This is a genomic window from uncultured Thalassolituus sp. (assembly GCF_950066645.1).
Classification (GTDB): domain Bacteria; phylum Pseudomonadota; class Gammaproteobacteria; order Pseudomonadales; family Oceanobacteraceae; genus Thalassolituus.
This window is the reverse complement of the sequence record NZ_CATMFB010000003.1, coordinates 110,539-124,478: the sequence shown is the minus strand read 5'-3', so window position 1 is coordinate 124,478 and position 13,940 is coordinate 110,539. Positions and strand designations below refer to the sequence as shown.

Sequence of the window (13,940 nt, the reverse complement as noted above, 5' to 3'; positions counted from 1 at the left end):
ATGCAATTTGATGTTGCCATTGTAGGAGCAGGACTGGTCGGGCAGGCAATTGCCGCCGCTCTGGCAGGCGGCTCCGATACGGTCCGTGTTGCCCTGATCGACCCGGCAGATATACAGGCTCCGGCCCCCGTCGGCGGACTGCAGGACTATGACCTCAGGGTCAGTGCCCTGACAGCTCAGACGCAGGCATTTCTGACCCGTCTGGGTGTCTGGGAAAACATTCCGGCCGGTGTACTCAGTGGCTACACCCGGATGCATGTCTGGGACGCTGAAGGCACCGGAGCGGTCACATTCAATGCGGCTGAACTGCATGTGCCAGCACTCGGGCATATTGTCGAAAACCGCCAGACCCTCTGGGCACTGCAGCAGGTCAACGCTGCGCTTGAGGGCGTCACTCAGTTACGGACTACGCTCACCAGTCTGGATAACCCGGATGAACACGGCTGGGTACCGATATCCCTTGGTAATGGTGAGACTTTGACGGCGCGGCTAGTCATCGGTGCAGACGGTGCTTTGTCGCGGGTGCGTCAGCTGGCAGGCGTGGCAACCACTGAATGGGACTATGAGCATCACGCCATCGTAGCCACCGTCAGAACAGAGAAAAGTCTCGCCGGCACGGCCTGGCAGCGCTTCCGGCCACAGGGACCGCTGGCGTTTCTGCCACTGCATTCGGATGAGCATGTCGCATCTATCGTCTGGTCCACTATGCCCGAAGAAGCAGATGCGGTGCTCGCCCTCGAAGATGATGCGTTCTGTGCGGCGCTTACTCAGGCCTTCGAAGGTCATTTGGGCAAGGTGACAGAGGTCTCTGCCCGTCAGCGTTTTCCACTACGTCAGCGTCACGCTCGTCAATATTATGAGCGCGGCGTGGTTCTGGCCGGGGATGCCGCTCATACCATTCACCCGCTTGCCGGTCAGGGTGTGAATCTGGGCTTTAAAGACGCCGAAGTGCTGGCGGAAGAGATTCTCCGTGCTCTGAGCAAAGGTTTAAACCCGGGCAGCGATGCAGTGCTCGGACGTTATCAGCGTCGCCGGCAGGCCGACAATCTCGCGACGATGGCACTTATGGAAGGGTTCAAGCGTCTGTTCGCGGCGGATGCTCCACTGATCCGGCTACTGCGGAATGAGGGTATGCGTCTGTTTGACAGGGCGCTACCGGTGAAGCAGCATGTTGTTATGAAGGCGATGGGGCTGGAAAAGGTCTGACTCAGTAGTTCTGAACGCTGACGCCACTCTCCTGGTAGTTGAAGGTCAGTTGCTCAATGTCGTAATCGCCGATGCCCAGATAGGCCAGAATCTCCGCCGAGCTGGCCTGCCACTCCAGATCTTCAGACTGGCGCCCGAGTATCCGGTAGTTTCCGCAGATATGTTCCGCGATCTTCAGAATCCCCAGTAGTGTTTTGCGGGTATCGTCGCTCTGGTTGTCGGGCTGAAAGTAGCGGGTTGCGTTGTGATGTTCGGCAATAACGTCGCAGATGGGCTTAGGTATCCGCCAGGACTTGGCCGTGTAATAACCGATCACAGCGTGGTTGGTGTTCAGCAGTTCATTCTCAGTATCTACCACTCTTTTTTCAGGGTGGCCGTACGACTCTTCCATGACTTTGAAGTAATTATCAAAGCGCATCATCATCAGCGGGATACCACAGTTGTGGAATAACCCGAGCATGTACGCCCAGTCAGTCTGTTCAAAGCCGATAAAACGGGCGATATCGACGGAGGTGTTGGCGATGTCTGTTGTTGTGTCCCAGAAGCGGTTGAGCTGAACGATATTTTCATCGCTCAGTTCGCTGCGGATGGCGAGACCATTGATCACGTTGATAACACTGCCGACCCCGATCAGGCTGACCGCCTGCTGCACCGACAGGATCTGGGATCTGAGGCCAAACGCCGGAGAGTTGACCACTTTCAGTATGGCGCCCGAAAGCCCGACGTCCTGACTGATCAGGCGCGAAATCGCCTGAAGGTCAGGGTCTGGGTTCAGCTGTTCGATCTGCAGGTCCACCAGTATCTGAGGCTGGGGTGGAATCTTGATTCCCTGCATGATCTCCAGTATCTGGGCTTCGGTCAGTTCGCTGGCCATAGTTGATACGAGTATCCTGAATGCCTGGATACACGAAGTTTAGTCCGGCTCGCGTATAATGAATGTTAATTTTGTTATCTCTGACGGACTTACTCCATCCGTCAGCTTTCCTGAGGAATCATCATGTTGTCCGTACTCCGCCTGAAACCCAAAGCCGAACGCCGTCTGAAGGGTGGTCACCTGTGGGTGTACAGCAACGAAGTTGACACTGCAGCGACACCGCTCAAGGACCTGACAGCGGGAGAGCAGGTTGTGGTAGAGGCTGCCGGTGGAAAGCCGCTGGGCGTAGCTGTGGTCAGCCCGGAGCAGTTGATCTGCGCCCGACTGATCAGTCGCGATACCCGCCAGTTACTGGATGCATCGCTGCTGGTGCACCGCCTGCAGGTGGCCATGAGCAGTCGTGAGCTCTGGTATCCCCACAGTTGTTACCGTTGGGTGTATGGCGACAGCGACGGCCTGCCGGGGCTGGTAATTGATCGCTTTGGTGATGTCGCCGTGGCTCAGATCTCCAGTGTCGCGATGGAACTGCTGAAGGATGAGATCGTACATGCGATTCAGAAAGTCGCATCGCCACGAGTGATCGTTCTGAAGAACGACGGTAAGCTCCGGGCTGTCGAAGGCTTACCGGAATACGTCGAAGTTGTTGAAGGGGCTCTGGAAGACGACTGTGCACCGCTGATTGAGAACGACACCCGCTTTATGGCACCCGTGATTCACGGTCAGAAAACCGGTTGGTTCTATGACCACCGCGAGAACCGCGCCCAGCTTAACCGACTGGTGAAAGGTAAGCGCGTACTGGATGTATTCAGCTACGTCGGTGGTTGGGGCGTGCAGGCTGCCCGTCATGGTGCCGCCGAAGTGCATTGTGTCGATGCTTCAGCGCAGGCGCTGGACTGGGTGGAGCAGAACGCCGCACTTAATGGCGTAGAAGAAAAGCTGCACTGCTGGGAAGGGGATGCCTTTGCTGCGCTCAAGCAGTTACGGGATAACGCTGAGCGCTTCGACGTTATTGTGGTCGATCCTCCGGCGTTTATCCCGCGCCGCAAAGACATCAAGGCTGGCGAGCAGGCTTATAAGCGGATCAACCAGATCGCGATGCGTCTGCTGAACCGCGACGGGATTATTGTCAGCGGCTCATGCTCAATGCATCTGGCGGACGATCGTCTCCCGGATATCCTGCGGACGCTGGGGCGGGAGCTGGATCGTGAGGTGATGATCCAGCACGTGGGCTCGCAGGGTGCAGACCATCCGGTATTGCCGGCGATTCCCGAAACCCGTTATCTGAAAGCGGTATTTGCTCGCGTGCTGCCTACTCGCTGAGCGGGACTTCCATTCCGAGTTGCTGCGCCGTCTGATCCAGTGCGGACAGCAGCTCAATCAGTTTCAGGCGACAGTTCTGGCGCGCCAGCGCTTCACTGTCGTTCTGTTCCCAGTCATTCAGGCACTCTTCTGTTCCGGCAAACCCTGCCTGCAGGCGCTGACTCAGCTCAGGATAAGGCACCAGCATGGGATTAAGTCCGGTTGCGCTGTCTTCAGGAAGGAGCAGGTGAGACAGGCCCGTCGTCAGTGCGCTGATGTCTGCCTGGCTCTGTTTGCTGAACGGACTGCTTTCTTCGTTCATGTAGCGGTTTAACAGTTCATCTGCGATCAGCGACTGCGCCGTTAACATGCTGGCCTGCAGGGTTTTCTCGGGACTGACCTCGGCCAGACGGCTGGCGTAATAACCCGTTTCCGGAGACCAGCGTAGTTGCAGTCGCTGCATATGCTGGCGGAGCAGGCGCACTGTGTGTAGCAGGTAGTCACCCCGTCGCTCCTGATTGATGACGGCGGGACGCTCCTCGCTGGCAACCGTTTTTAATGAGCGGTCAAAGTCTGCGGCGGTGCGCTGACCGCTTTCGCCCCAGAGCAGAAACTCAATCGCGTGAAAACCAATACTCACGTAGCTGTCGTCGGCGAACTGATGTTGATCCAGCAGGCTGCTTTCCGTCAGCTCCAGTGCAGTATCATTCACGATCCCGGAATACGGATACCCTTCCAGATAATCTATGTAACCGGGCTCAATTGGCCAGCTGTTGATCTGGCGTTCGAGGTCGTCGCGTGTCAGGCCAGCGCTTCGCCATTCTGGCGGCTCACTGACGGGCAGGCGCATAGATGCCTGTGCAATCAGGTATTGAGAGTAACTTTCACGCCATAGCCGCCGGGCCTGACGGACAGCGTCTTCTTCGGGTTGAGCAATCAGTGTCTGTATTGCCTGTTCCAGAGACGAAATAGCGGCTTCTGCGGCGGTGAGATGCTCGTAGCTTTCTGCAATCAGATGGCTGGTGTAGTGCTGCGCCTCAGGAATCGCCGGAGGCGCGGGCAGTACTGATGCTGCAGGGGCCAGCGGACGGGCTTCTTCCTGTTGTGAGCAGCTGGTGAGGCCTGCTGCCATCACTAACGCCGCCAGAGCATAACGCCGCATGAATTTACTCCGGGTCAACCAGGCTGATGATGGGCCAGCCAGCCTTTTCGGCTTCGGCTCTGAGCGTCGGATCGGGATCAACCGCAACCGGGTGGTCAACCAGTCGCAGCAGCGGCAGATCATTGTGCGAGTCACTGTAGAAATAACTGCCTTCCAGATCGTGCTGGTGGGTTTCCATCCACTCTTTCAGGCGGGTGACTTTGCCTTCGTGAAAACTCGGGACGCCGACGGTTTTGCCTGTGTAGCGGCCTTCGATGACTTCCGGATGTGGCGCAATGATATGGGCAACGCCCAGGCGCGCGGCAATCGGGTAGGTGACGAAACCGTTGGTCGCGGTGATGATCAGTAGCGTATCCCCCTGCTCTTCGTGCTTGCGGAGCAGGTCACGGCTGCGCTGGCTGATCAGGGTCTCGATGCGCTCATCAAGAAAGACTTCTCGCTCTGCATGCATCTTGTCGGGTTCGTGCTCCGTGAGCGGGCGCATCGCAAATTCCAGATATTCATGGATATCCAGGGTGCCTGCTTTGTACTGCTCGTAGAAATGATCGTTGCGGAGCTTGTGGACTTCGGGGTCTACCAGGCCCCTGTCGACCAGAAACTGGCCCCAGGCGTGGTCGCTGTCTCCGGACAGCAAAGTGTGATCAAGATCAAAAATAGCGAGTGCCACAGTCAGGAATCCTGCATGAAATAAATCGCTATTCTACCGGGAACAGCGCATACTTTCCTCACTTGTAACTTGCGCTCTGGTGAACAAATGGGCACCGGAAAGCGACCGGATATCAGATTCCGGGATAATGGCTATTGACCTTTGGCACGAAATCGGCAAGGTTTGAAGCCAGAAAGAAATATTTGGATGGCATTGTGATAGACGAACAAGGTTACCGTCCGAACGTGGGCATCATTCTCTGCAATGAGCAGGGACAGGTGCTTTGGGCGAAACGGATTGGTCAGAATGCCTGGCAGTTCCCGCAGGGGGGAATCAAACGGGGCGAGTCTCCGGAGAAAGCACTGTACCGAGAACTGGCTGAAGAAGTTGGTCTCCAGCGTGAGCATGTCGAGATTCTCGGCTGTACCCGCGGCTGGTTGCGTTACAGATTACCCCGGCGCATGGTCCGCCATGACAGCCGCCCTGTGTGTGTTGGGCAGAAACAGAAGTGGTTCCTGCTGAGACTGACCGGTAAGGAATCGGACATTAATCTCGCAGCAACCGGAAAACCCGAATTTGATGGCTGGAACTGGGTGAGTTACTGGTTCCCGCTTGGAGAGGTCGTCTCGTTTAAGCGGGACGTATATCGCCGTGCAATGACGGAGCTGGCGCCCCGTATCGCGCGGTTACAACGCCATGCTGGCTGAGGATGCATGCTAGATATACTCAGGAGAATCGTACAGGAGGTCAGCTCAGTTACTGAACTGAGTGAAGCTCTTAAAGTGGTCGTTGCCCGTATCCGCGAGGCGATGCGCACTGAAGTATGCTCTGTATATCTGTACGATCCGGAGACCAAACGCTATGTGCTGATGGCGACCGAAGGCCTGAAAGAAGAAGCCGTCGGCAAAGTCAGCCTTTCCAGCTCGCAGGGCCTGGTTGGTCTTGTCGGGACCCGCGAAGAGCCTCTTAATATCGATAATGCGCCGGCGCATCCGCGCTTTCAGTTTCTGCCTGAGACCGGTGAAGACCCATTCCTCTCGTTTCTGGGTGTGCCCATTATTCACCACAAGCGCCTGATGGGCGTGATGGTGGTACAGCAGCGTGACAGCCGCCAGTTCGATGAAGGTGAAGAAGCTTTCCTCGTGACTATGTCTGCTCAGCTGGCCGGGGTGATTGCACACGCGGAAGCCACGGGCAATATTCTGCACATTCCCAAGACACCTTCAGAACAGAAGAAGTCAGCGCGGTTTAATGGTGCGCCTGGTGCGCCCGGTGTTGGTCTCGGGGTTGGTGTGGTCATCTCTCCGGCGGCAGACCTGGCCAGTGTGGTCGATCGTGAGCCGGAATCGATCGCCGACGAACTGGCCCGCTTCGATCAGGCGTTAGATGCTGCGCGGAATGAAATCCGTAAGCTCGGTGGGCAGCTCGAGGGTGAGCTGCGGCCTGAAGAAATGGCGCTGTTCGATGTCTACCTGAACATGCTCGATGACAATGCGCTGGGGGCGGAGGTAAAAGCGGCCATTCAGCGCGGTAACTGGGCACAGGGCGCTCTGCGTGAAGTGGTGATGGAATATGTCGGCCACTTCCAGATGATGGAAGACGTCTACCTGCGTGAGCGGGCTACTGACATCATGGATCTCGGAACCCGCATTCTTGCACATATGCAGGGTGCTGAAGTTGAAACCAGTGAAGATGATTATCCCGACGCCACGATTCTGGTCAGTGAAGAGCTGACACCCGCGATGCTGGGCGAAGTCCCGACGCATAAACTCCGCGCTCTGGTCTCCGTAAAAGGATCATCAAACTCTCATGTGGCAATTCTTGCCCGTGCGATGGGTGTGCCTACCGTAATGGGGGCCGTCGATCTTCCTTACGCCCAGTTGGAAGGCATTGATATCGTTGTCGATGGTTATCGCGGTCTGCTGTATTCCAACCCGAATGAAGAGCTGCGCGAACAGTATCAGGCCATTTATGAAGAAGAACAGGCGCTGGCGGAAGATCTTGAAGGTCTGCTGCATCAGCCTGCCGAAACTCTGGATGGTCATCGTATTCCACTGCTGGTGAATACAGGTCTGATCACCGACGCTCTGCGCAGTCTGGATCGCGGTGCTGAAGGGGTAGGCCTTTACCGGACCGAAGTGCCCTTTATGATGAAGGACCGCTTCCCGTCCGAAAACGAACAGCAGAAAATCTATCGTGAACAGCTGGAAGCCTTCAGCCCTAATCAGGTGACGATGCGCACGCTGGATGTTGGCGGTGATAAGTCTCTGACGTACTTCCCGATCAACGAAGCCAACCCTTTTCTGGGCTGGCGTGGCATCCGGGTAACTCTGGATCATCCTGAGATTTTTCTGGTGCAGGTGCGGGCCATGATGAAGGCCAGCGAAGGCCTGAATAACCTTCGCATCATGTTGCCTATGATCAGTAACGTTTCGGAAGTTGATGAAGCCCTGCATCTTATCTACCGGGCGCATGTTGAAACCCTGGAAGAAGGGTTTCATGTTGAGATGCCTCAGGTCGGTGTAATGATTGAGGTGCCGGCTGCGGTTTATCAGATTCCTGATCTGGCGCAGCGGGTGGATTTCCTCTCGGTAGGCAGTAACGATCTGACGCAATACCTGTTAGCCGTTGACCGCAACAATCCCCGCGTGGCTGATCTCTATCAGGCGTTTCATCCCGCCGTGTTGATGGCGCTGAAGAAAATTGTGGATGAAGCCCATGCCGAACTGAAGCCCGTCAGCGTCTGTGGTGAGCTGGCGGGTAATCCGATGGGGGCTGTGCTGCTGATGGCGATGGGATACGACAGCCTGTCGATGAACGCGACGAACTTACCGAAAGTGAAGTCGATTATTCGTGGTATCAGTAAAGAGTGGTCTGAACAGCTTCTCGCTGAAGTACTGACCATGGAGAGTGGTCAGGTAATCGCATCAACCATGCAGCTTATGCTCGAAAAAGCCGGCTTTGGTCGTATTATCGGTCCGTCAGTCCGTTAACCCTGCCAGCGGCGTACCCGTCCTGTATCCAGGTGTACGAAACCATCCTCTGGGTAGTAACCCACTCCACCGAAACGCATGTTCAGCGCTGCTTTCTGCAGGTCGTTTGTTGAAACGCCAGGAATCCGCAGATCAATCGCTCGTCCCTGCATATGCAGACTGCGCTTTGCCACACCATTCGAATTAGCGCTCAGGCGCGCGTTTGTGCCTGGTGAGCGGTAGCCCGAGATGATATTGAGAGGCTGTTTAGCATTGAACATTGTCTGCAGGCGGTGCAGATGATGGTATAGCTCACGCTCCATGGCGATCACGTCGTTGGCGCGGAAATCTCTCAACAGCATGTCCAGCGTTTCAATTTCTGAATCAATGTAAAAACCTTCAGCCCAGAAAGTGCTGCTGACCGTTTCGCCAGTGTGAATGTTATACAGGTGAAGGGTTTTTTCTGCGGGGGAAGACGCTTGCGCATTCATGCTGAAACCTGCCATTCCTGCCGCTGATACGGCAGCAGCCTGTTGCAGAAATACTCGGCGATTCAGCATGTTACGGGTCTCCGTTACAGATCAGTTACAACACGGAGTATGCCAAATAAATTCTGACCTGACTCAAACAAAGGTCACAGGTTACGCATGCCGGACAGGTTAGTCAGGGAAAAAGTGATCAGAAAATGGTCAGGTGTCTGTTTCAGAGACTGGCGTGGGTCGCTGCGCCAGCGACGAGATCGCGTTGATAGACATCGTCGCGTATCTGTAGCTTGCCCTGTTCGTCGACCCAGGTCGTCCAGTACATCAGGTATACAGGTACCGGGTCTTTCAGACGGATACGGCTGGTCCGGTTGTGATCGATCGCTTCATCGATCAGACCACGGTGCCAGCCGTCCTGGCTGCGCAGTAGCTTTTCAGCCAGCAACCGGGGTTTTTCGACGCGCACACAACCCGAGCTGAGTGCGCGCTCGTCGAGGCTGAACAGCTCCGGCTGAGAGGTGTCGTGAAGGTAAATATCCTGCGGGTTCGGGAACAGGAATTTCACCGTGCCGAGCGCATTGTCTTTGCCCGGGCGCTGAACAAAGGTATAGGGCAGATAGCGCGCGCTGTAACGTTTCCAGTCGATATCCTGTGAGGGCACGTGCACCAGTGCACCATCACGCCATTGCATAACATCAAAGCCTTTCTGTTGCAGATACGCAGGGTTGCGCTTCAGCTTAGGCAACAGATAAGACGACGCGATCCGGGTTGGTACGGTCCAGGTCGGGGCGATTTCGATCAGGCGGATGGTGTCTGTCATGACCGGGGTGCGGCGGTTCGGCTTGCCGATGATCACTTTCATATCCAGTTCGGATTTTCCCCGGTTTATCAGATTCATATGGAAATCCGCCATATTCACCATGACATAGCGTTCGCCGAGATTTTCCGGAAGATGACGCCAGCGCTTCATGTTGAGCGCGATACGCTGAGCCACCTGATGTGGGGGGATATTCAGCATTTTTACGGTCGGTTCATCAATTTCGCCGGTGGCTTCGAGTTTATTGCGTTGCTGAAAACTCATGACTGCGTCCCGCAGAGGGCCGTCAAACAAGAACCGGACTTCGTTCAGGTCGACCACTTCGTGCTTCGCCGGCCACTGCAGAGCGTTCTTATCGGAGCTGAACAGCCAGTTGAGTGCACCTTTAGGGAGGTCGCCGTATTCGTCGAGTAACCAGCGCAGGTATGGCACCAGACGGTGGTGATCACCCGCGGCCAGTGTCAGGTCTGCAGGCATGACCATCCAGCGGCCTGAGCGGTCAATGCGACGGTAGCGGTCCAGCTCGGTGCGCAGGCGGCGGTAACCTTCATGCTGAGGAGCCAGACTGGACACCAGATCATTGAGGCGATCCTGCCGCACGGCTTCATGCAGAAGGTTAATCACTTCTTCCTCAGAAATAGACGGAACATCGATATTTGCGACTTTGCGGATAGGGTGGTCACCCTCTCCTGTGTCTGGCAGAAGTTCGTCGTTCAGGGCCTGCTGCGCGTAGGTAATAAAGGCGTCAGACAACAGAACTTCAATGGCGGTCGCCTGTTCCGGGATATTGCTGAGGCGCAGGGTTTCCCGCTCGAGGGTTTCCAGAGAATATCCATACTGGCGCCAGTCATCGACGGCAGTCTCCCGCAGAAGCTGGAGTAACTCTCTGGCTTCGGGGCGTAACTGGTAGCTGTCCAGCCAGATAGGCTGATAGTCGCGCTTCAGATAGAAGGGCTCCAGATTGCGGATGTGACGCAGCCTCACCTCTCCGGCGACGTGACGGGCACCTTCAATCAACCAATGCTCCATGTGACGCTGTGCCACGCTCGGCGGCATATAGGGCTTGGTGTAAACACTGGCACCCAGAACAGCGAACAGCAGCAGCATACAGAGGCCCCCGATCAGGAGTGGGACCTTATGTTGAGGCGTGCGTGTACTCTTGCGATTCAGGCAATTCATACCTGAAAGTATGGACGGGGATTTTCAGAGTGAGAGGGTGTTCACGTTTTTGTTTGCAACCGTTTGTAACCTCCAGCCTGTCTTACCTGTGCAACTGGAAACTTACTTCTTTATCAATTGTGCCTTCCGCGCTCCAGGTCGTTTCTGCGAGATAAATATCGTCGTTCAGCGTCCGTATTCCGGTACTGCAGCGGGTGCCATAACCGGGGGCCCGGATAAACTGGGCAGAGAGCATCCGCTCCCAGGTGATTGGCACGCCAGTGGCAGGCAGCTCGTTGTCCGGCCAGATATCCCGGCGTGACAGCAGGCGTGTTAACTGTTGCTCATCGGCCGGTGCCTGAGCCATCTGAGCTTCTGCGAGACGAGCTTTCGGCCAGGGGCTGTTCAGGTGCGCATTGCTGAGGCTGTGGATGCCCGGCGGCACTTCGCGTATCTCTGGTTGCGGATGATTATTCATATACCAGAGGTGGTGACGATCGCCTGCGAGCAGATTAAACGGGGCATAATGAGACGTATCGAGCGCTTGCAGCCAGTCTTTGGGTGACCGTCCGGATCGCAGGTAATCCACTACCAGAGCGCCTCGTGAGCTTGGGTTGTCTGGTCCGGCTCCGGGGGCACGGATGTTGGTCAGTGCAGCCCAACGTTGATCTTTCGTCACCCCCAGCCAGGTGCCACCCTGCTCCAGGTCTTTCCCTGCGAACAGGCCGGCGTCATCCGGCCATTCGTGCATCGGTGCAGCCGGGCGTTGCATAAACTCATCGCGGTTGGCGCTCAGCAGCAGCCATTGAGACTGTTGCGGCTGCCAGTTAAAGACAATCAGGCACATAGGGGCAGTGTAACGGATTCTGTGCAAGGGCGAATCTCTTCATTCATAATGCCGGCCTCTGTGTGTAGGAATCCGTTATGAGTTTTCTTCTGTACCTGGCCGTCGGTGCCGCTGCCGGGATATTGGCTGGTCTGTTTGGCATCGGTGGCGGCATGGTCATCGTTCCGGTACTGATTTTCAGCCTGGCGGCGCAGGGCGTCCCTGCTGAGGTGCTGACCCACATGGCCGTTGCCACGTCCCTGACCACTATTGTGTTCACCTCCTTCAGCTCAGTGAAAGAACATCACGCCAATGGCGCGATTGACTGGATGCTGGTCCGCCAGATGGCCACCGGTATTGTTACCGGAACTGCACTGGGCGTTGCACTGATTACAGAGGTGCCGGGGGAGACGCTGCAGACGATCATCGGCGTTTTTGCCCTGTTGTTATCGGTCAAAATGTTTTCTGGTTGGGAACCACCCGGCCAGGGTGATAAGCCGGGTCAGGCAGGGTTACTGACCGCAGGGGGAATCATAGGATTCGGCTCGTCCTGGTTCGGCATCGGTGGAGGCACCTTCACTGTCCCATATCTGACATGGATGCGGTTTAGCATGCGTCAGGCTGTGGCGACTTCTGCGGCCTGCGGAATACCGATTGCGGCCACCGGGGCCGTCGCCAATGTCGTCGCGGGCTGGCAGCATGATGGGCTTCCGTTGTGGAGTACCGGATTCGTCTACTGGCCTGCGGTGGCAGGGATCGCACTGACGAGCGTGCCTTTTGCCCGGGTCGGTGCGCGACTGGCCCATAAACTCAATGCCGGCTTGCTGAAAAAGCTCTTCGCTGTGTTACTCTGCGTCGTCGGAATACGTTTTATTTTCTTCTAGGGATACAGAATGCTGACCTACCCGAATATCGACCCAGTCGCTTTTTCACTGGGCCCACTGGATGTGCACTGGTACGGCCTGATGTATCTTGCAGCCTTCGGTTCTGCTTATTTTCTGGCGACCTGGCGGGCGAGACAGGCCGACAATGACTGGACTCCCCAGCAGGTCTCTGACCTGATTTTTTACGGCGCTATGGGGGTTATCCTCGGTGGTCGCTGCGGTTACGTCCTCTTCTATAACTTCCCGCAGTTTCTTGAAGATCCGTTATGGCTGCTGCGTGTCTGGGAAGGGGGTATGTCCTTCCATGGCGGACTGCTCGGGGTACTGGTCGCCATTGCCATTTTCTGCAGAATTCATAACCGCAGCTTCTTTCAGGTGTCGGACTTCGGGGCGCCATTCGTGCCGCTCGGGCTGATGTTCGGCCGGATCGGGAATTTCATCGGTGGTGAACTCTGGGGTCGTATGGCCGATCCCGAATCTGTGCCCTGGGCGATGGTATTTCCGCGGGCCGGAGACATTGCGCGTCACCCGTCGCAGTTATATCAGGCTGCATTGGAAGGCTTTCTGCTGTTTGTTATCCTCTGGTTCTATTCCTCCCGTCCGCGTCCGCAGAAAGCGGTCAGTGCGATGTTTCTGATCGGCTATGGTGTGTTCCGCACGTTTGCAGAATTCTTCCGTGAGCCGGATGCGCATATCGGGTTTGATCTGTTTGGCTGGATGAGCCGGGGTCAGATGCTGAGTATTCCAATGATTGTCTTCGGAATTATTCTGCTGATCTGGGCGTATCGTGGCGGAGAAAAGAAAACATGAAGCAATACCTTGATCTGATGCGCCACGTGCGCGAGAACGGTGTGTTTAAAGAAGACCGTACTGGCACCGGCACCTATAGCTGTTTCGGTTATCAGATGCGTTTTGATCTCAGCGAGGGCTTCCCTCTGGTGACGACCAAGAAACTTCACCTGCGCTCTATCATTCATGAGCTGCTGTGGTTTCTGAGTGGCGACACTAACATCCGTTACCTGAAAGAGAATGGTGTCTCTATCTGGGATGAGTGGGCAGACGAAGACGGTAATCTGGGGCCTGTCTACGGTTCGCAATGGCGCAGCTGGCCCGCGGCCGATGGTCGTCACGTCGATCAGATCACTCAGCTGGTGGAGCAGATCAAAAACAATCCGGACTCCCGTCGCCTGATTGTCAGCGCCTGGAACGTCGGCGAAATTCAGAATATGGCGTTGCCACCGTGTCACGCTTTCTTCCAGTTCTACGTTGCCGACGGCAAGCTCTCCTGTCAGTTGTATCAGCGCAGTGCCGATATCTTCCTTGGGGTGCCATTCAATATCGCCAGTTATGCGCTGCTGGTACATATGATGGCGCAGCAGTGTGATCTGGAAGTGGGCGACTTCGTCTGGACCGGTGGCGATGTGCACCTGTATGCCAACCACCTTGAGCAGACCGACCTGCAGCTGAGCCGCGAACCTAAGCCGTTGGCCCGGCTGGTGATTAAGCGTAAGCCTGACAGTATTTTTGATTACCGTTTTGAGGATTTTGAGATCGAAGGATACGAATCTCATCCTCACATCAAAGCTCCTGTCGCAGTTTGATGCGCAGGGTGAG

Annotated in this window: 13 protein-coding genes; 7 read left to right on the top strand and 6 right to left on the bottom strand. The window is 56.0% G+C overall.

Features of this window, described 5'->3' with window-relative positions; genetic code table 11:
• On the top strand, positions 1 to 1,206 hold the full coding sequence (locus Q1L85_RS04085; protein WP_300432339.1) for a UbiH/UbiF/VisC/COQ6 family ubiquinone biosynthesis hydroxylase: 1,206 nt from the start codon (positions 1 to 3) through the stop codon (positions 1,204 to 1,206).
• 1 nt (position 1,207) lies between these two features.
• Here Q1L85_RS04085 and Q1L85_RS04080 read toward each other — a convergent pair whose 3' ends face one another.
• Positions 1,208 to 2,080 (bottom strand): HDOD domain-containing protein, encoded by an 873-nt coding sequence (locus Q1L85_RS04080; RefSeq protein WP_300432337.1) that lies wholly within the window; start codon positions 2,078 to 2,080, stop codon positions 1,208 to 1,210.
• Positions 2,081 to 2,200: 120 nt separating this feature from the next.
• On the opposite strand from Q1L85_RS04080, the gene Q1L85_RS04075 reads away from it, so the two are divergent.
• Positions 2,201 to 3,400 (top strand): class I SAM-dependent rRNA methyltransferase, encoded by a 1,200-nt coding sequence (locus Q1L85_RS04075; RefSeq protein ID WP_300432424.1) that lies wholly within the window; start codon positions 2,201 to 2,203, stop codon positions 3,398 to 3,400.
• On the opposite strand, the gene Q1L85_RS04070 is transcribed toward Q1L85_RS04075, so the two are convergent.
• Entirely contained in the window at positions 3,390 to 4,541 is a 1,152-nt protein-coding gene (locus Q1L85_RS04070; protein WP_300432335.1) for an imelysin family protein, read from the bottom strand. The genes Q1L85_RS04075 and Q1L85_RS04070 overlap by 11 nt on opposite strands.
• A 4-nt stretch (positions 4,542 to 4,545) precedes the next feature.
• A complete protein-coding gene (locus tag Q1L85_RS04065; protein ID WP_300432333.1) occupies positions 4,546 to 5,208 on the bottom strand; it encodes an HAD family hydrolase in 663 nt (220 codons plus the stop codon).
• Between the two features lie 194 nt (positions 5,209 to 5,402).
• Here Q1L85_RS04065 and rppH point away from each other — a divergent pair, with 194 nt between their 5' ends.
• Both rppH and ptsP read left to right on the top strand, forming a co-directional pair.
• On the top strand, positions 5,403 to 5,894 hold the full coding sequence (gene rppH / locus Q1L85_RS04060) for an RNA pyrophosphohydrolase (RefSeq protein WP_300432331.1): 492 nt from the start codon (positions 5,403 to 5,405) through the stop codon (positions 5,892 to 5,894).
• Between the two features lie 6 nt (positions 5,895 to 5,900).
• On the top strand, positions 5,901 to 8,180 hold the full coding sequence (ptsP, locus tag Q1L85_RS04055; protein ID WP_300426861.1) for a phosphoenolpyruvate--protein phosphotransferase: 2,280 nt from the start codon (positions 5,901 to 5,903) through the stop codon (positions 8,178 to 8,180).
• Here ptsP and Q1L85_RS04050 read toward each other — a convergent pair.
• The 3 genes from Q1L85_RS04050 to Q1L85_RS04040 all read right to left on the bottom strand — a co-directional run bounded on the left by Q1L85_RS04050 (position 8,177) and on the right by Q1L85_RS04040 (position 11,490).
• Positions 8,177 to 8,719, bottom strand: a complete 543-nt coding sequence (locus Q1L85_RS04050) for a DUF882 domain-containing protein (protein WP_300426862.1) — start codon at positions 8,717 to 8,719, stop codon at positions 8,177 to 8,179. The two genes, ptsP and Q1L85_RS04050, sit on opposite strands and share 4 nt — an antisense overlap.
• Before the next feature lie 142 nt (positions 8,720 to 8,861).
• The gene (locus tag Q1L85_RS04045; protein WP_300426863.1) at positions 8,862 to 10,565 is read right to left on the bottom strand and encodes a murein L,D-transpeptidase; all 1,704 of its coding nucleotides are present in this window, start codon (positions 10,563 to 10,565) and stop codon (positions 8,862 to 8,864) included.
• Positions 10,566 to 10,719: 154 nt separating this feature from the next.
• Entirely contained in the window at positions 10,720 to 11,490 is a 771-nt protein-coding gene (locus Q1L85_RS04040; protein ID WP_300426864.1) for an NRDE family protein, read from the bottom strand.
• 50 nt (positions 11,491 to 11,540) lie between these two features.
• On the opposite strand from Q1L85_RS04040, the gene Q1L85_RS04035 reads away from it, so the two are divergent.
• The 3 genes from Q1L85_RS04035 to thyA are packed head-to-tail and all read left to right on the top strand — an operon-like array spanning position 11,541 to position 13,927.
• Positions 11,541 to 12,326 (top strand): sulfite exporter TauE/SafE family protein, encoded by a 786-nt coding sequence (locus tag Q1L85_RS04035; protein ID WP_300426865.1) that lies wholly within the window; start codon positions 11,541 to 11,543, stop codon positions 12,324 to 12,326.
• A 9-nt stretch (positions 12,327 to 12,335) separates the two neighbouring features.
• Positions 12,336 to 13,136 (top strand): prolipoprotein diacylglyceryl transferase, encoded by an 801-nt coding sequence (gene lgt / locus Q1L85_RS04030; RefSeq protein WP_300426866.1) that lies wholly within the window; start codon positions 12,336 to 12,338, stop codon positions 13,134 to 13,136.
• The gene (gene thyA, locus Q1L85_RS04025; RefSeq protein ID WP_300426867.1) at positions 13,133 to 13,927 is read left to right on the top strand and encodes a thymidylate synthase; all 795 of its coding nucleotides are present in this window, start codon (positions 13,133 to 13,135) and stop codon (positions 13,925 to 13,927) included. Before lgt ends, thyA begins: the two co-directional genes overlap by 4 nt.
• Positions 13,928 to 13,940 lie beyond the last annotated feature (13 nt).

Bases quoted from the DNA above. Each gene is read 5' to 3' on its own strand.
- Q1L85_RS04085 (WP_300432339.1), top strand. From the start codon at position 1: ATGCAATTTGATGTTGCCATTGTAGGAGCAGGACTGGTCGGGCAGGCA.
- Q1L85_RS04080 (WP_300432337.1), bottom strand. From the start codon at position 2,080: ATGGCCAGCGAACTGACCGAAGCCCAGATACTGGAGATCATGCAGGGA.
- Q1L85_RS04070 (WP_300432335.1), bottom strand. From the start codon at position 4,541: ATGCGGCGTTATGCTCTGGCGGCGTTAGTGATGGCAGCAGGCCTCACC.
- ptsP (WP_300426861.1), top strand. From the start codon at position 5,901: ATGCTAGATATACTCAGGAGAATCGTACAGGAGGTCAGCTCAGTTACT.
- Q1L85_RS04050 (WP_300426862.1), bottom strand. From the start codon at position 8,719: ATGCTGAATCGCCGAGTATTTCTGCAACAGGCTGCTGCCGTATCAGCG.
- Q1L85_RS04045 (WP_300426863.1), bottom strand. From the start codon at position 10,565: ATGCTGCTGCTGTTCGCTGTTCTGGGTGCCAGTGTTTACACCAAGCCC.
- Q1L85_RS04035 (WP_300426865.1), top strand. From the start codon at position 11,541: ATGAGTTTTCTTCTGTACCTGGCCGTCGGTGCCGCTGCCGGGATATTG.
- lgt (WP_300426866.1), top strand. From the start codon at position 12,336: ATGCTGACCTACCCGAATATCGACCCAGTCGCTTTTTCACTGGGCCCA.
- thyA (WP_300426867.1), top strand. From the start codon at position 13,133: ATGAAGCAATACCTTGATCTGATGCGCCACGTGCGCGAGAACGGTGTG.